Annotated in this window: 15 protein-coding genes; 8 read left to right on the plus strand and 7 right to left on the minus strand. The window is 75.0% G+C overall.

Translation table 11 applies throughout. The annotated features are described in order from the left end of the window. Positions 1 to 27 precede the first annotated feature (27 nt). Entirely contained in the window at positions 28 to 2010 is a 1983-nt protein-coding gene (locus M8C11_RS10095; protein WP_120568941.1) for an ABC transporter ATP-binding protein, read from the plus strand. An 80-nt stretch (positions 2011 to 2090) separates the two neighbouring features. Here M8C11_RS10095 and mug read toward each other — a convergent pair whose 3' ends face one another. The 6 genes from mug to M8C11_RS10125 form a co-directional block, all read right to left on the minus strand. Beyond that, positions 2091 to 2711 carry a G/U mismatch-specific DNA glycosylase gene (mug, locus tag M8C11_RS10100; protein WP_120568942.1) on the minus strand — a complete coding sequence of 207 codons (621 nt, stop codon included), beginning with the start codon at positions 2709 to 2711 and terminating at the stop codon, positions 2091 to 2093. Between the two features lie 126 nt (positions 2712 to 2837). Further along, positions 2838 to 3599, minus strand: coding sequence for an SDR family oxidoreductase (locus M8C11_RS10105; protein WP_120568943.1), 762 nt, complete (start codon positions 3597 to 3599; stop codon positions 2838 to 2840). Positions 3600 to 3630: 31 nt separating this feature from the next. Continuing rightward, on the minus strand, positions 3631 to 4077 hold the full coding sequence (locus tag M8C11_RS10110) for a hypothetical protein (protein WP_252449355.1): 447 nt from the start codon (positions 4075 to 4077) through the stop codon (positions 3631 to 3633). Further along, entirely contained in the window at positions 4074 to 4892 is an 819-nt protein-coding gene (locus tag M8C11_RS10115) for a DUF692 domain-containing protein (protein ID WP_252449356.1), read from the minus strand. Before M8C11_RS10115 ends, M8C11_RS10110 begins: the two co-directional genes overlap by 4 nt. After that, complete coding sequence (locus M8C11_RS10120) at positions 4889 to 5806, minus strand: TIGR04222 domain-containing membrane protein (RefSeq protein WP_252449357.1); 918 nt, start codon at positions 5804 to 5806, stop codon at positions 4889 to 4891. Before M8C11_RS10120 ends, M8C11_RS10115 begins: the two co-directional genes overlap by 4 nt. Positions 5807 to 5910: 104 nt before the next feature. Then, the gene (locus M8C11_RS10125) at positions 5911 to 6483 is read right to left on the minus strand and encodes a TetR/AcrR family transcriptional regulator (RefSeq protein WP_013287426.1); all 573 of its coding nucleotides are present in this window, start codon (positions 6481 to 6483) and stop codon (positions 5911 to 5913) included. A 105-nt stretch (positions 6484 to 6588) separates the two neighbouring features. On the opposite strand from M8C11_RS10125, the gene M8C11_RS10130 reads away from it, so the two are divergent. From M8C11_RS10130 to M8C11_RS10140, 3 genes are all read left to right on the plus strand, one after another. Then, positions 6589 to 7434 (plus strand): carbon-nitrogen hydrolase family protein, encoded by an 846-nt coding sequence (locus tag M8C11_RS10130; RefSeq protein WP_252449358.1) that lies wholly within the window; start codon positions 6589 to 6591, stop codon positions 7432 to 7434. A gap of 59 nt (positions 7435 to 7493) precedes the next feature. Beyond that, positions 7494 to 8138, plus strand: a complete 645-nt coding sequence (locus tag M8C11_RS10135; protein ID WP_252449359.1) for an HAD family hydrolase — start codon at positions 7494 to 7496, stop codon at positions 8136 to 8138. Between the two features lie 219 nt (positions 8139 to 8357). Continuing rightward, the gene (locus tag M8C11_RS10140) at positions 8358 to 9287 is read left to right on the plus strand and encodes a serine protein kinase RIO (protein ID WP_120568948.1); all 930 of its coding nucleotides are present in this window, start codon (positions 8358 to 8360) and stop codon (positions 9285 to 9287) included. Between the two features lie 45 nt (positions 9288 to 9332). Here M8C11_RS10140 and M8C11_RS10145 read toward each other — a convergent pair whose 3' ends face one another. Further along, on the minus strand, positions 9333 to 9581 hold the full coding sequence (locus M8C11_RS10145) for a DUF2630 family protein (RefSeq protein WP_013287422.1): 249 nt from the start codon (positions 9579 to 9581) through the stop codon (positions 9333 to 9335). Positions 9582 to 9893: 312 nt separating this feature from the next. On the opposite strand from M8C11_RS10145, the gene M8C11_RS10150 reads away from it, so the two are divergent. The 4 genes from M8C11_RS10150 to M8C11_RS10165 all read left to right on the plus strand — a co-directional run bounded on the left by M8C11_RS10150 (position 9894) and on the right by M8C11_RS10165 (position 16208). Beyond that, positions 9894 to 11231, plus strand: a complete 1338-nt coding sequence (locus M8C11_RS10150) for a cytochrome P450 (RefSeq protein WP_252449382.1) — start codon at positions 9894 to 9896, stop codon at positions 11229 to 11231. After that, on the plus strand, positions 11228 to 12103 hold the full coding sequence (locus M8C11_RS10155) for a terpene synthase family protein (protein ID WP_252449360.1): 876 nt from the start codon (positions 11228 to 11230) through the stop codon (positions 12101 to 12103). The genes M8C11_RS10150 and M8C11_RS10155 overlap by 4 nt, the downstream gene beginning before the upstream one ends. Further along, the gene (locus tag M8C11_RS10160; protein WP_252449361.1) at positions 12100 to 13659 is read left to right on the plus strand and encodes a prenyltransferase/squalene oxidase repeat-containing protein; all 1560 of its coding nucleotides are present in this window, start codon (positions 12100 to 12102) and stop codon (positions 13657 to 13659) included. Before M8C11_RS10155 ends, M8C11_RS10160 begins: the two co-directional genes overlap by 4 nt. An 80-nt stretch (positions 13660 to 13739) precedes the next feature. Beyond that, positions 13740 to 16208 carry a nitrate- and nitrite sensing domain-containing protein gene (locus M8C11_RS10165; protein WP_145751942.1) on the plus strand — a complete coding sequence of 823 codons (2469 nt, stop codon included), beginning with the start codon at positions 13740 to 13742 and terminating at the stop codon, positions 16206 to 16208. Positions 16209 to 16259: the final 51 nt, after the last annotated feature.

Raw genomic sequence — 16259 nt, forward strand, 5'->3', positions numbered from 1 at the left:
ACCCGGAGGTGACGAGTGTCCCACCCGATGGCCGGCGGCGGCATGGGCGGCTGGAGCATGCTCCGGTCGCTGCGTAACCGCGACGAGGTCTCCGCCCACGAGCTCAAGCGCGGCACCGCCCGGCGGATCGTCGCGTTCGCCCGGCCCTACCGGCGCGACATCGTCGTCTTCCTGATCACCGTGATCGTCGCCGCGGTGATCGGCGTGGCCACACCGCTGCTCGCCGGCGACGTCATCGACGCGATCGCCGTGGGCGGCGCGGACGCCCGCTCGACAGTGGTCCGGCTCGCCCTGATCATCGCCGCGCTGGCCGTGGCCGACGCGTTGTTCTCCCTGGTCCAGCGGTGGTATTCGGCCCGCATCGGCGAGGGCATCATCCTCGACCTGCGCACCCGGGTGTACGACCACGTCCAGCGGATGCCGTTGCAGTTCTTCACCCGCACCCAGACCGGCGCCCTGGTCAGCCGGCTCAACAACGACGTGCTCGGCGCCCAGCGGGCGTTCACCTCGACGCTGTCCGGCGTGGTCAGCAACGTCATCCAGCTCGTGCTCACCGCCGGGGCGATGCTCGTGCTGTCGTGGCAGATCACCGTGCTGGCGCTGGTGCTGCTGCCGATCTTCATCATCCCGGCCCGCCGGGTCGGCCGGCGGCTCGCCGAGATCACCCGCGAGTCGTACAACCTCGACGCCAAGATGAACGCCACGATGACCGAGCGGTTCGGCGTGGCGGGCGCGCTCCTGGTCAAGCTGTTCGGCGCGCCGGAGGTCGAGGCCGACCGGTTCGCCCGCCGGGCCGAGCGGGTGCGCGACATCGGCATCCAGTCCGCGATGTACTCGCGGACGTTCTTCGTCGCGATGCTGCTCGTCGCGTCGCTGGCCCAGGCGCTGACGTACGGCGTCGGCGGCTGGCTCGCGGTGACCGGGGCGGTCAGCGCCGGCACCGTGGTCAAGCTGGCGCTGCTGCTGACCCGTCTCTACGGCCCGCTGACCGCGCTGTCCAACGTCCGGGTCGACGTGATGAGCGCGCTCGTCTCCTTCGACCGGGTCTTCGAGGTGCTCGACCTGCGCCCGTCCATCGCCGAGAAGCCCGGCGCGGTGCCGGTGCCGCGCGGCAACGGCCGGGTCGAGTTCCGCGACGTGCGCTTCCGCTACCCGAGCGCCGCGGAGGTGTCGCTCGCCTCCCTGGAGGAGGTCTCGACCCTCGACCGCACGGTCAACGAGCCGGTGCTCAGGGGCGTCTCGTTCGCCGTCGAGCCGGGGCAGATGGTGGCCCTGGTCGGCCCCTCCGGCGCGGGCAAGTCGACGCTGTCCATGCTCATCTCCCGGATCTACGACGTCAGCGACGGCCAGGTGCTGGTCGGCGGCGTCGACGTACGGGACGCGACGCTCGCCTCGCTCCGCGACGAGATCGGCGTGGTCACCCAGGACTCGCACCTGTTCCACGAGACGATCCGGGAGAACCTGCGCTACGCCAAGCCGGACGCCACCGACGACGAGATCTGGGCGGCGCTGGCCGGCGCGCAGGTCGCCGACCTGGTCCGGGCGCTGCCGGACGGGCTCGACACGACGGTCGGCGAGCGGGGTTACCGCTTCTCCGGCGGCGAGAAGCAGCGCATCGCCATCGCCCGGCTGCTGCTCAAGGCCCCGTCGATCGTGATCCTCGACGAGGCCACCGCCCACCTGGACTCGGAGAGCGAGGCGGCGGTGCAGCGGGCGCTGTCGGTGGCGCTGACCGGGCGTACCGCGCTGGTCATCGCGCACCGGCTCTCCACGGTGCGCGACGCCGACCAGATCCTCGTGCTCGACGAGGGCCGGATCGTGGAGCGCGGCCGGCACGACGAGCTGGTGGCGGTCGGTGGCCTGTACGCCGAGCTGTACCGCACCCAGTTCGCGGTCACCGACTCGCCGACGCCCCACGCCGAGGCGGAGCAGCCCGAGCCGGTGGTGACCACGGTGCCGATGGGCACCTACGTCGCCCACGAGGCCATGCCCCCGGCGGCCGCCAACTAGCGGCCCGGCGAGACCACATCCCGGCGCCGGGCCGTCGACAGCCGGCGGCGCCGGACGACCGGCCCGCGACGACCGGAGCCCTAACCCGCGACGACCTCGGCGCGCAGCTCGGCGAACGCGGCGCCGAGCGTCTCCGGGGTGAAGTGGGCGTTCAGGCCGCTCGGGTTGGGCAGCACCCAGAGCCGGGCCGCCGCGAGCGTCTCCGGCTGCGGCCCGAAACCGGCCTTCGGCCGGGCGAACCCGATCCGGTACGCGGTCACCCCGACCACCGCCACCCAGCGCGGCCGGTAACGCTCGACCTTCGCGGTGAGCGTGGCCGCGCCGTCGACGAGTTCGGCGGCGGTGAGTTCGTCGGCGCGGGCGCTGGCCCGGGCCACCATGTTGGTGATGCCGAGGCCCAGGGCCGGAAGCGTGTCCTGTTCGCTGGGGTGCAGCAGGCGCGGCGTGAAGCCGCCCCGGTGCAGGGCGGGCCAGAACCGGTTGCCCGGGCGGGCGAAGTGCCAGCCGGTGGCCGCCGACCACAGGCCCGGGTTGATGCCGACGAACAGCACGTCCAGGCCGGGCGCGATCACGTCGGGCAGCAGCCGGTCGGCCGCCGCGGCGAGCTGCTCGCGGCTGGGCCGGGGGTGGCGGCGGGCGGGCGTGCCGGGTCCGGGCGCGGCCTCGGGCCGTCCACCGCCCGGCCGCCGTCGATCGCTCACCGGCCCGCCGTCCCGTACGACCGGCCCGCCACGGTCGCGGCCATCCGCACCCGGCTCACCGGAGCGGCCGCGGAAAGCCGGCTGGAGCCGCCGCCGTCGCGGGGAGCCCGACCACCGCGCCCACCGTCACAGTCCGCGCAGCGCGCCGCCGTCGACCGGGACGGTGATCCCGGTGACGTACCCGGCGGCGGGGGAGAGCAGGAACGCGGCCACCTTGCCGAACTCCGCCGGGTCGCCGATGCGCCCGAGCGGGATGGCCGCCTCGGCCTGCGCGCGGGCCCGCTCGGGGTCGCCGGAGCCGGCCAGCAGCTCCCGGTTGCGGTCGGTCATGATCCGTCCGGGCAGCAGGCTGACCACGCGTACGCCGCGCGGGCCGAACTCGTCGGCCATGTCCTTGGCGACGCCGGCGAGGCCCGGCCGCAGGCCGTTGGAGATGCCGAGGCCGGGCAGCGGTCCGCGTACCGAGGTGGACAGCACCAGCCCGATCGCGCCGCCGTCGGTGAGCGCCCCGGCCATCGTGCGGGCGAGCCGGACGCTGCCCAGGAAGACCGTCTCGAACGACTCGCGCCATTGCTCGTCGGTGACGGTGGCGGCGGTGCCGGGCGGTGGGCCGCCGACGGAGATCAGCGCGCCGTCGAGGCGTCCGAAGTGTTCGCGGGCGGCGGCGACGAGCCGTTGCGGCGTGGCGGGGTCGGTGAGGTCGGCGGTCAGCCCGATCGCCCGCCGCGGGTCACCGAGCGCCTCGACGGCGGCGGCCACCCGTTCCGGGGTACGCGCGGAGATGACCACCCGGGCGCCGTCGGCGACGAGTTGTTCGGCGGTGGCGAAGCCGAGGCCGCCGGAGGCGCCGGTGAGCACGTACACCCGGTCGGCGAGTCCGAGATCCATGCACCGATCCTGCCGTACCGGCGGGTGCCTGTCAGCGCGGGGCGGGCCGCAGCAGGCGTACCCGGCCGGCGACCTGAACCGCGACGGCGCCGCCGGCCCGGGCGAGGGCCGGCAGCCGGCGTGGCCGGGGCGGGCGGCGGCCGTCGTAGCGGCTCGCGGCCTCGCGCGCGGCCAGCTCCTCCGCGCCGAGCGGCGGCAGCGCGTCCCGGTCGCGCAGGTCGCGGGCCAGGTCCCAGCCGTCGCGCAGCGAACCGTTCGTGGGACGGTTGTCGGCCCACGTGGTGAACGTGGCCGACCAGGCGGAGCCGAGGCCGGCGGCGAGCAGCGGCCAGTGCCGGGCCACGTCGCCGGCCCGTTTGCGCAGCAGCGCCCGGCGGGCCGCCTCGACCGGGGCCGGGGCGAAGCCGGGCGGCAGCGGTCCACCGGCGACGAGCGCGGCGACCAGCTCGGCCTGCCGGGCCGCCAGGTCGCCGCTCACGTGACCACCGGGTGGCCGGACGCGGCGGCCAGCGCGTCCAGTTCGCCGCGCAGCTCGGCGGCGGGCGGGTAGTGCCCGTCGCGTTCCAGCAGCAGCGCGGGCGGCCGGCGCCGGGCGCACAGCTCGCGGACCAGGTCCAGCACGGCGGCGGGCACCGGGTCGGTGTGCGTGTCGTGGTAGAAGCCGCCGTGTTCGGCGCCGCCCGCCACGTGCACGTAGGCGATGCGCTCCAGCGGCAGCCGGTCCAGCAGCGCGGCCGGGTCACCGCCCCGGTTGCGGGCGTTGGCGTGCACGTTCGCCACGTCGAGCAGCAGCAGCGCGTCGGTGGCGTCGAGGATCTCGGTGAGGAAGTCCGCCTCGTCCAGCTCGTCGTCGGGCCAGTCGAACAGCGCCGCGATCGGTTCCAGGGCCAGCGGCACCGGCAGCTCCGCCTGCGTCCGCCGGACGTTCGCCACCACCGTGGCGACCGCCTCCCGGCTGCGCGGCAGCGGCAGCAGGTGACCGGCCTCCAGACCGCCGGCCCGCACGAACGCGATGTGCTCGCTCACCAGCGGCGCGTCCAGGGCCGCGGCCACCCCGGCCAGGTGCGCGACCCGGGCCGGGTCGACCGGCTCCGCGCCGCCGAGGGACAGCCGCACCCCGTGGGGTACGACGTCGACGCCGCGTTCGCGCAGCTCGGCGAGCCCGTCCGGGAGCGGCCCGGCCGGGGCGACCGCCTCCGCGACCACCTCGACGAAGCGCAGCCCCGGCAGCCCGGCGACGAACCCGGCGATCTCGGGGCGCCAGCCGATGCCGACGCCGGACGGGCCGCTCATCCGCCGCACCCGCCTCCGCCGCAGCCACCGCCTCCGCCGCACGAGCTGCCGCCGCCGCAGGAGCTGCCGCCGCCGGCGGTCGCCCCGCCGCCGCAGGAGGTGCCGGAGCTGGCGCCGCCCGCGTTGCCCATCGCCTGCCGCTGGATCTCGGCCTGCTCCGCGAAGCCGGGATCCATGGTCCAGAGCGTGGCGGTGCCGAACAGCGCCACGCCCAGCGCCACCTCCGTCGGGCCGTACGTGGTGTACGCGGGCCCGGCCGCCGGCCGCAGCCAGGTGTGCCGGCGGCGCATGTCGTTCAGCGCGGCGGTGGCCGCCCGGGTACGCCAGGGCACGCGGTTGAGCAGCACGAACGCGAGGCCGAGCGGGAACAGGCTGAGCAGCAGCCAGCCGGTGGGCCGGTCGTTGAGCAGCCCGGAGACCGCGCGCACGATGCCGATGACCAGCAGGGCTCCGACCAGCAGCGCGCCGCGCCGCAGCGTCCGGCGCCGTTCCTGGTCCAGGGCCAGGCCCCGGCGTACCAGGCCGTCGCGCAGCTCGTCGAGCGCCCGCCGGACCCACTCGTCGGCGGCCAGGTCCCGGGTGCGCAGACCGCGGCTGGCCGCGTGGTGCACCGCCTGGTCCAGCGGGGTGGCGCCGGCCGGCAGCGGGCCGCCGGTGGTGAGCCGCCGGTCCGGTCGTACCCCGACCGCGCCCGCGTGGCGCAGCCCGCCGAGTGCGGCCCAGACGGCGAGCTGGTCGCCGCCGTTGAGGTATGCGACCTGCTGCGGGCCGAGGTCGCCGTAGGCGGTCACCGGCGTGCCCGCCAGCATGCGCCGCCGGTACACGATCGCGCCGACGACCAGGACGACGGCGAGCAGGAGGTACCAGCGCAGGAATACGGGGCCGGGGATGCCCCAGGTGTCGGTGGGGGTCATCGTCTGCTCCTGTCGCGAGGAGGGGTCGCGGCTCATTGTGGAGCAGGCGCGACAGAGTCGATCTCCTGGAGCGGCGTAGTTACCGGACCGAGACCGGTGCCGGTTCAGTGCCGGCGGACGGCTTCCTCGACCAGGTCGAGCACGCGGGCCAGGTCGCCGGCCGGCCGGCCCATGGCCAGGTGCAGCACCAGCCCGTCGTAGGCCAGCTCCAGGAACTGGGCCAGCACGTCGATCGGCACGTCGTCGCGGAGCACCCCGGCTTCGCGCTGGCGCAGCAGGCGTTCGCGGGTGGCACCGGCGATGGCCTCGGAACGCTCCGCCCAGCGCTTGGCGAAGGCGGGGTCGGTGCGCAGCCGGCGGGAGACCTCAAGCTGGCTGCCGAGCCAGCCGGTGGTGTCCGGCGAGACGGCCCGGGCCAGCAGGTCGCGCATCACCTGCACGAGACCGTTGCGGGCGACCGTCTCCACCATGGCGGCGGCGTCGTCCTCGGCCACGGCGAGGAACAGGGAGTCCTTGTCCCGGAAGTGGTGGAAGATCGCGCCACGGGACAGGCCGGTGGCCTCCTCCAGCCGCCGTACGGTCGCGCCCTCGTAGCCGTGCCGGGCGAAACACGCCCGCGCCGCCGCGAGGATCTCCTGGCGGCGCGCGTCGAGCTGGTCCTGACTTACTCTGGGCACGGGTGGATCGTCGCAGGTGTAACCGGCCGATGCAAACCGTACGTACGGCTTGAGATGCGATTTCAGATGATCATCTGTCCGTCGCCGGGTGGTTAGGATCGGCGCGTGACCGCCCCTCCCGCGCACCCGCTCACCGTCGCCGCCGTCCAGGCCCAGCCCGCCCCCGGCGACGTCGCCGGCAACGCCGGTGCCGCCGCCCGCCTCGTCGCCCGGGCCGAGGGCGCCCGCGTCGTGGTGCTGCCCGAGCTGTTCCTGCCGGCGTACCACCCGCCGACGCTCGGGGCCGACCCGGACGCCACGGACGTGGCCGCCGACGCCGACGGCCGGGTCGCCGACGCCCGGCTGGACCCACTGCGCTCCGCCGCCGCCGACGCGGGCGCCGCGGTGGTGATCGGCGCCGCCGTCCGCCACCCCGACCGGCGGCGCACCATCTCCTCGCTCGTCGTGGACCCGGCCGGCACGGTCACCGCCGCGTACGACAAGCAGCAGCTCTGGAGCGGCGAGCGGGAGCTGTTCGACGCCGGCCGCCGGGGCGCCACGCTCGTGGTCGACACGTGGCGGCTGGGCCTGGGCGTCTGCTACGACGGCTGCTTCCCGGAGCACGCGCGGGCCGCCGCCGGCGACGGCGCGCACGGCTACCTCTGCCCGAGCGGCTACCTGGCCGGCTCGGCGCACCGCCGCGACCTCTACTACGCCGCGCGGGCGCTGGACAACACGATGTACGTGGTGTTCGCCAACTCGGTCGGCGGCACCGATCCCTGGCGCTTCAACGGCGGCGCGGCGGTGTACGACCCGGAGGGCCGGCCGCTGGCCCGGGGCGCCGACACCGGCGAGGACGTGCTGGTGGCCACGCTGGACCCGGACGCGCTGACCGCCACCCGCGCGGCGCACACGATGCTGCTGGACCGTCCGCTCGACGCCGGGGCGGATCGCGCCGTCCTCGTCGCCTGATCGCCGTGGCGGGGCCCTCGGCCCTGTCGGTGCTCCGGCCGTTCCCGTAGGGTGCCCAGGTGCCGTTGCTCCTGCTCGATCTGGACAACACCCTGCTGGACCGCGACGGGCCGTTCCGCGCCTGGGGAGAACGCTTCCTGGGCGGCATCGGCGCGCCGCCGGCCGACCTCGACTGGTTGGTGTCCGTGGACGCGGACGGGCTGACCAACAGGTGGGACGTGGCGGATGCGATCCGCGACCGGTACGCGCTGCGCATCCCCTCGATCGACCTGGTCGACGAGCTGCACGACGGGGTGGTGGCCCACATGCGGCTCGACCCGCTGGTGGCCTGCGCGCTGCGGATCGCGGCCGACGCCGGCTGGGTGCCGGTGGTGGTCACCAACGGCGCGTCCCGTCAACAGGACGCCAAGATCCGCAAGACCGGCCTGGACCGGTACGTCGCCGACTGGGTGATCTCCGAGGAGGCGGGCGTCAGCAAGCCCAACCCGAGGATCTTCGCGCTCGCCGCCCAGCGGGCCCGGATGCCGCTGCGCGGCGCGTGGGTGGTCGGCGACAGCCCGGAGGCGGACATCGGCGGCGCGACGGCGGTGGGCCTGCCCAGCGTCTGGCTGCACCGGGGACGCCGCTGGTCCGACCCGAGGTTCGCGCCCACCCGGATCGAGGACGGGTTGATCGCGGCCGTCGCGGCCGTCCTGGCCGGCTGACCGCGCGCGACGACGGCGCAGCGACGAGGCGCGACGGCACGGCGGCCCGGACGGCGGCGCGGAAAATCCGTTGACCTGCCCCGGGCGGGGTACGAGCATGGTGCCGCGCGAGTGCGCAGCCGGGGTGTGCCCGGTCGAGGAGAGGAGGTCGGTCATGGCCGTCTTCGCAGGGTCGTTCCACCTGCCTCCACCAGCCTCGATCGAAGGACAGATCCACCCGTGCGCGATCACGACTTCCCGGCGCCGCAGCGCCGTGGCCGCGGCAAGAGCCGCTTCGACGACGACGAACCCGACTTCCTGAAGCGGGGGCGGCACACCCCGCCGACCCTCACCGACCCGGACGCCGAGCCCGAGGCGGAGGACGCCTGGTCCTCCTGGGACCAGGCCGTCCACGGCCCCGAGCCGCACCCGGACTGGCTGGTCACCGAACTGGCCGCCCGGGACACCGAGCTCGGGGTGCTCAAGACCGGCAAGGAGGCGGACGTCCACCTGGTCCGCCGGGCCGTGCCGGACACCGACCGCAGCTGCCTGCTGGCGGTCAAGCGCTACCGCGACGCCCAGCACCGGCTCTTCCACCGCGACGCCGGTTACCTGGAGGGCCGCCGGGTACGGCGGTCCCGGGAGATGCGGGCGATGACCGGCCGTACCGCGTTCGGCCGGCAGATGATCGCCGGGCAGTGGGCGGCGGCCGAGTTCGCCGCGTTGTCCCAGCTCTGGGAGATCGGGGCCGCCTCCGGGCGGATCGCGGTGCCCTATCCGGTGCAGCTGCTCGGCACCGAGTTGATGCTGGAGTTCGTCGGCGACGCCGAGGCGGGGGAGGCCGCGCCGCGGCTGGCCCAGGTCCGGCCCGACGACGACGAACTGCGCGACCTGTGGGAGCAGCTCGTGGAGGCGCTCACGGTGCTGGCCCGGGCCGGGTACGCACACGGCGACCTGTCCCCGTACAACCTGCTGGTGCACGCGGGCCGGCTGGTGATGATCGACCTGCCGCAGGTGGTCGACGTGGTGGCCAACCCGCAGGGGGCCGACTTCCTGGCCCGCGACGTGCGGGTGGTGGCCGCCTGGTTCACCGCCCGCGGGATGCCGGCGACGGTGACCGATCCGGCGGCGCTGACCGAGGCGCTGCTGCGGGAGGCGGGCATCCGCTGACCGACCGGCGTCCCGGGCGGAGACCGCCCGGGACGCCGGTCCGGGTCACTGCAGGTAGCGCTCGACCTCCGGCACCGGGCGCTCGCCCTGGGCGTCCGGGTCGCCGTGCGCCTGGCGGGCGGCCCGGCGGCGGCGCAGCAGGTCCCAGCACTGGTCCAGGGACTCCTCCAGCGCGCGCAGCCGCTCCCGCGCCTCGTCGTCGGTGCCGGCCTCGTGCTGCTGCGCGTCGGCGCGCAGCCGGTGCTCCTCGTCGACGAGTTCCGAGATCCGGCTGAGGATGGTCTTGTCGTCCATGCCCGAAGCTTGGCACAGCGGACGGGTCCGCGCCCGCGTTCTGCCGCCGTCCGTGGACAGGTGAGCGTCGCTCGCGCTCCGCAACGGCCACTGTGTACCTCAGTGACGCATATCCCACGGGCTCCATTCTCGACAAAGAGATTGTTGTTACGTGAAATATCCTCCGACCTGCCTTTTGATCTGCGGCTCAGGATGGCATGCTCGCGAGCAACGTCACGGGTCGATACGGAGTCGCGACCCTGAGTCAACCGAGGGAGCGTTCAGGTGCCCGAACCAACGGACACACCGAGGCCCACCGGCCGACCCCGAATCGTGCCGCTGCGGCAGATCCTGCCGGCGGTGCTCCGCGACCCCGCCCGGGCTCTCATCGACATCGGTAACCGTACCGAAGGCGAACTGGTCCGGCTCAACCTCGGCTCGTTCCGGCCGTACCTGGTCACCCACCCCAGGCACGTGCAGCACGTGCTGCGTGACCGCGCGGACAACTACGAGCGGGCCGGCGACGGGCTGTTCTGGCGCCCGGTCAAGCGGCTGTTCGGCGAGGGGATCCTCGGCGAGGGGCAGATCTGGTCGGCCAGCCGGCGGATGCTCCAGCCGATGTTCACCGCCAAGCGGGTCGAGGCGCTGGTCGACGGGATGGCCGACGCGATCCGCGACGCGGTGGAGGAGCTGGACGAGCCGGCCCGCGCCGGGCAGCCGGTCGACATCGGCGTGGAGCAGGCGCGCATCGTCAGCCGGGCGATCATGAAGGTGCTGTTCGCCGACCGGATCTCGGTGCCGGACGCGATGCGCGTGATCGAGGCGCAGGACCGGATCGCCACCGCCGTCATCCCCCGGATCATCGTGCCGTTCGCGCCGCTGTCCCTGCCGATGCCCGGCGACCGCACGTTCGCCCGCGCCGTCCGCATCGTCGACGACGTGCTGGTGCCGATCGTCCGCCAGACGCGGGAGTCCGCCGACCAGGGCGACGACGTCATCTCGACGCTCTGGCAGGCCCGCACCGAGGACGGGCGGCAACTCGACGAGCGGCAGGTCCGCAACGACACGGTGGCGATGTTCGCCGCCACCACGGAGACCACCATCAACGTGCTGACCTGGGCCTGGCCGCACCTGGACCAGCACCCCGAGGTGGCCGAGCGGCTCTACGCCGAGATCGACGAGGTGGTCGGCGGCGAGCCGGTACGCCGCGAGCACCTGAGCCGGCTCACGTACACCCGGATGGTGCTGGACGAGCTGCTGCGGCTCTACCCGATCGGGTGGAGCATCCCGCGCCGCGCGGTCGCCGGGGACGTCATCGACGGCGTGCCGATCGAGCCCGGCGCCACGATGGCGGTCAGCCCGCTGATCACCCAGCGGATGCGGCAGTTCTGGGACCGCCCGGACGAGTTCGACCCGGAACGGTTCCGCCCCGAGCGGGTCCGCGCCCGGCACCGGTACGCCCACTTCCCGTTCGGCGGCGGGCCGCACCAGTGCCTCGGCATGTACCTGTTCTACCTGGAGGCCCAGCTCATCCTCGCCACCATGCTCAGCCGCTACCGGTTCCGGCTGCACCGCCCCGGCGTACCCGGACTGCGGCTGGCCGCGGCGCTGCGGCCGCGTGAGCGGGTCGAGCTGACGCTCGTCGCCGCCGGGCGGACGGAGCGGGCATGACCGACGGGCCGGCACCCGATCCGCTCGCTGTCGCCGCGGAGCAGGGCCGGCTCTGCGCGCTGGCCGCGCAGGGCCAGCGCGGCCTGCGCAGGGCCGCCGCCGCGCACCCCGAGCTGTTCCCCGGCGACCCGTTCGACGCGACGCTGTTCAGCAGCATCGCGCAGGCGATGGCGTTCAGCGCGCCCTGGCACAGCGCCGCCGAACTCGCCGTGACCAACCGCGCGGTGCTCTGGGGCTTCGCTGTGGACTGGCTGGTCGACCACCAGGCCACCAGCCGGGCCGAGGTCGACCGGATCACCGGCGTCTGCCTGGACGTGCTCGACGGCGGCGAGTCCGGCGACCCGCTGGGCCGGTTCCTCGCCGAGCTGCGCGACGACGTCGCCGCCGCGCCCGCCTACCCGGCGCTGCGCGGCCACTGGCGCGACACGATGGCACGCACGCTCGACGCGATGGCCCGCGAGTGGGACTGGCGGCGTACCGGCCGCCCCACACTCGCCGACTACCTCGCCAACGCCGACAACCTCGCCGCCACAGTGGTGAACGTGGCGCACTGGATCCACACCGGATCGGTGTCCGACGCCGCCACGCTGGCGCGGCTGATCGAGGTCGGCGACGAGGTCCAGCGGGCCCTGCGCCTGGTCAACGACCTCGGCACCCACGGCCGCGACGCCGAGTCCGGCGACCTCAACGCGCTGCTGCTGGTGGACGACCCGGCCGAGGTCGAACGGCGCTTCGCCGAGCAGGTCGACCACTGCCGCGTCCTGCTGGCGAAGCTGGCCGGCGAGGTGCCCCGGGAGGCCGACTTCCTGTCCCGGCAGCTCGGCTTCACCACCGGCTTCTACCGGAACACCGACTTCTGGGGCGTGCGGTGACGCTCACCGCCGGACCGGTGCCCGCCACCCGGTCCGGGACCGCGCACGACCTGATCACCGCGCTCGGCGGCGAACCGGAGGGGCAGACGTCGCCGTCGGTCTACGAGACCGGGCGGCTGGTCGCGCTCGCGCCGTGGCTCGACGGCCACGACCGGCGCATGGCCTGGCTGCTGGCCCGGCAGCGTCCGGACGGCGGCTGGGGTGGCCCCGGCGGATACGCGCTGGTGCCGACGCTGAGCGCGGTCGAGGCGCTGCTGGCCGTGCTGCACCGCGACGGGCCAGCCACCGCGCCCGCAGCCGCCGCGCACCGGGGGCTGGCGTACCTGACCGGCGCGCTGCGCGCCGGCGCCCCGCCGGACCTGCCCGCCACCGACCTGATCGTGCCGGCGCTGCTGACGGCGGTGGACCGGCACCTCGACGGGCCGTCCGGTCCGCCGCCCGGGCTGGCCGAGTGGGCCGGCCGGCCCCGCCTGCCGCTGCCGGCCGGTCTCGACCCGGCCCGGCTGACCCGGGTACGCGGACTGCTCGCCACCGGGGGGCCGGTGCCGGAGAAGCTGGCGCACGCGCTGGAGGTGGCGGGCGAGCTGGCGTACCGCGCTTCCGGGGTGCGTCCCTCGGCCAGCGGCGCGGTCGGCGCCTCACCCGCCGCCACGGCCGCCTGGCTGGGCGGGCCGGAGCCCGGGCCCGCGCTGGACTACCTGAACGCTGTCGCCCGGCCCGGCCCGGTGCCCTGCGCCAGCCCGATCACCGTGTTCGAGCGGGCCTGGGTGCTCGGCATCCTGGTCCGGGCCGGCGTGCCGGTCGGCGCGCCCGAGCCGGTGCTGACCGAACTGCACGCCGCGGTCGGACCGTCCGGCGCGGCCACCGCGCCCGGCCTGCCCGCCGACGCCGACACCACGGCGGTCACGCTCTACGCGCTGGCCCGGCTGGGCCGGGCGCCGGGCGTCGCGCCGCTGGCCGGGTTCGACACCGGAGCGCACTTCTGCACCTGGCCGGGGGAGGACGGGGCGTCGCTGACCACGAACGCGCACGTGCTCGACGCGCTCGGCGAGCAGCCGAGCGCGCCCGGCGTCACCGGCGCCCGGCGCCGGGTCACCGAGTGGCTGCTGAGGCGGCAGGAGCCGGACGGCCGGTGGGAGGACCGCTGGCACGCCTCGCCGTACTACGCCACGTACGCGGTGCTGCTGGCGCTGGCCGACCACGCGCCGGACGGCGCGGCGCGCGCCGCGGTCGAGCGAGGGGTGGCCTGGCTGCTGGACACGCAGCGTCCGGACGGTTCCTGGGGACGGTGGGACGGCACCGCCGAGGAGACCGCGTACGCGGTGCTCGCGCTGGCCGACGCGGGCCGGCCCGGCGACCCCCGGATCACGTCGGCGCTGGCGCGGGGCCGCCGTCGACTGTCCGAGCTGGACGGATGCGACGGCGAACCGGCACTATGGCACGACAAGGACCTCTACCGCCCGACGCGGATCGTGCGCGCCGCGGTGCTGGCGGCCTCCGGCCGGGCCGGGGCGACCCGGACCAGGGCCGCACCTACCATGATCAGGATCGCTTGAATGAGGTTCACGACGGCTGCTAGCGTGCGCCGGAGTCGATCGGATTTCGAACCGACCGAAGACCGGGCCAGGACGGTGTGATGGGTTCCCGCAGTACGAATCTCCGTACGAAGATCATCGCGCTGCTGGCGTCGCTGACCGCGCTCTGGGCGTTCGCCGCGTGGGTGACCGTACGGGACGGATTCAACCTGCTCGGCGTGCAGACGCTCAACGCGCGCGTCTTCGAGCCGAGCGACCCGCTGCTGCAGGAGTTGCAGGCCGAGCGCCGGCTGTCGCTGCGCTACCTCGGCGAGTCCGACCCGGGCCGGCTGCAGGAGCTGGAGGCCCAGCGCGCCCGTACCGACGAGACCGCCGGCGCGCTGTGGCGCTCGGTGCGGGACTGGCGCACCGAGATCCCGGCCAGCGAAGAACTGATGAGCCGGCTCGACGAGCTGAAGACCGAGCTGGACCAGCTCGGCCAGGTACGCGCCGACGTCAGCCGCAAGACCATCGACCGGACCACCACGCTCATCGCGTACGACGAGGCGGTCGACGGGATCTTCGCGGTGTTCGACGCCCTCGGCGGCCTCGACGACGACGAGATCGCCGAGGACACCGCCGCGCTCATCGACCTCAACCGGTCCCGGGAGCTGCTGTCCCAACAGGACGCGCTGATCACCGGCGCGATCGCGGCCAACCGGATCACCGTCGGCGAGCAGACCGCGTTCGCCCGCCTGGTCGGCGCGCAGTGGTTCCTCGCCGACCGCACCTCCCGGGAACTCGCCCCGAGCGACCGCGCCCGCTTCGAACGGATGGTCGAGGGCGACGCGTTCCAGCAGCTCCGCACGCTCCAGGACCAGGTGCTCGCGGCCAAGGGCGCCGAGGTGCGCCCGCCGGTGAGCGCCGCGGCGTGGCAGGCCGCCGCCGAGAAGGCGATGGCCGACCTGCGGGAGGTGATCCTCGCCGGCGGTGAGGACATCGTGTCCCGGGCCATGCCGGTCGCGATCGGCGTCATCGTGCGGCTGGTGCTCGCCGCCGGTCTCGGCCTGATCGCCGTCATCGCGTCCGTGGTCGTCTCGATCACCACGGCACGGGCGCTCGTCCGCCAGCTCGAACGGCTGCGCGAGGCCGCCTTCAAGCTGGCGCACGAACGCCTGCCGAGCGTGGTGGAACGACTGGGCCGCGGCGAGGAGGTGGACGTCGCCCGCGAGGCGCCGCCGTTGCAGTTCGGCGACGACGAGATCGGCCAGGTGGGCAAGGCGTTCAACGTCGTCCAGGAGACCGCCGTCCGCACCGCCGTCGAGCAGGCCGAGCTGCGCCGCAGCGTACGCGACGTGTTCCTCAGCCTGGCCCGGCGCACCCAGGCGCTCGTGCACCGGCAGCTCACGCTGCTGGACGCGATGGAACGGCGGGAACACGACGCCGAGGAGCTGGAGGACCTGTTCCGGGTCGACCACCTGGCGACCCGGATGCGGCGCAACGCGGAGAACCTGATCGTGCTCTCCGGCTCGACTCCGGGCCGGGCCTGGCGGCGCAACGTCCCCATGGTCGACGTGGTCCGCGGCGCCGTCGCCGAGGTCGAGGACTACACGCGGGTCACCGTGCGCCCGCTGGGCGAGGTGGCGCTCACCGGCCGCGCCGTCGGTGACGTCATCCACCTGCTGGCCGAGCTGATCGAGAACGGACTCTCCTTCTCGCCGCCGCAGACCACCGTGGAGGTCCGCGGCCAGCTCGTGGCCAACGGCTTCGCCATCGAGATCGAGGACCGCGGCCTCGGCATGAGCGCCGACGAGCTGGCCGCCGCCAACGCGCGCATCGTCGACCGGTCCGAGCTGAACCTGGCCGACGCCGCCCGGCTCGGCCTGTTCGTGGTCAGCCGGCTCACCGAGCGGCACGGCGTCAAGGTGCAGCTCAAGGAGTCCGCGTACGGCGGGACGACGGCGGTGGTGCTGATCCCGCGTGAACTGATCACCGCCGACGGCGCCGACGCGGCCGACGCCCTGCCCGCCCCCGGGACGGCCCTGCCGGCGGCGCCCGCACCGGATCCGGCGCGGAGCACGCGCGACGGCGACGGGCCGGCGACCCCGTCCGGCCCGGACGGCGACACCGAACCGGACCAGCCGGCCGAGCCCGCCCCGCAGGCGCCGGAGCCGGTGGCGCGGGCACCCCGGCTGACCCCCTCCGGGCTGCCCGCGCGTACCCGCAAGCGGCAGCCCGGGGTGGTGGGGCCCACCACGGAGCTGGCGGTGGTGGAGCGGCGGCCCGCCGCCACGACCGACGAGCCTGACGCGTCGCCGGCGACGGAGCCGGAGACCGCGCCGGTCACCGACGCGGGACTGCCGGTCCGGGTACGCCAGGCCAGCCTCGCGCCGGAGCTGCGGCACGACCAGACCGAGGCGGAGGACGACGCCGCCGACGACGACACGGCGCGTGCACCGGAGCAGGTGCGCCGGATGATGAGCTCCTACCAGAGCGGTACGCGACGCGGCCGTACCGATGCCGCGCGATTGCTCGGTGGAGCCCAGGGGGCCGGCGGCGGGCCGGCCGACGCGGACGAGCAGGTTACCTGACCGGGACGTCGACGCGACGGAAACCGGAAGTTGACGGCACACAAGCCGGGA

It is taken from the genome of Micromonospora sp. CPM1 (assembly GCF_023896895.1).
In the GTDB taxonomy this organism is placed as follows: Bacteria; Actinomycetota; Actinomycetes; order Mycobacteriales; family Micromonosporaceae; genus Micromonospora; species Micromonospora tulbaghiae.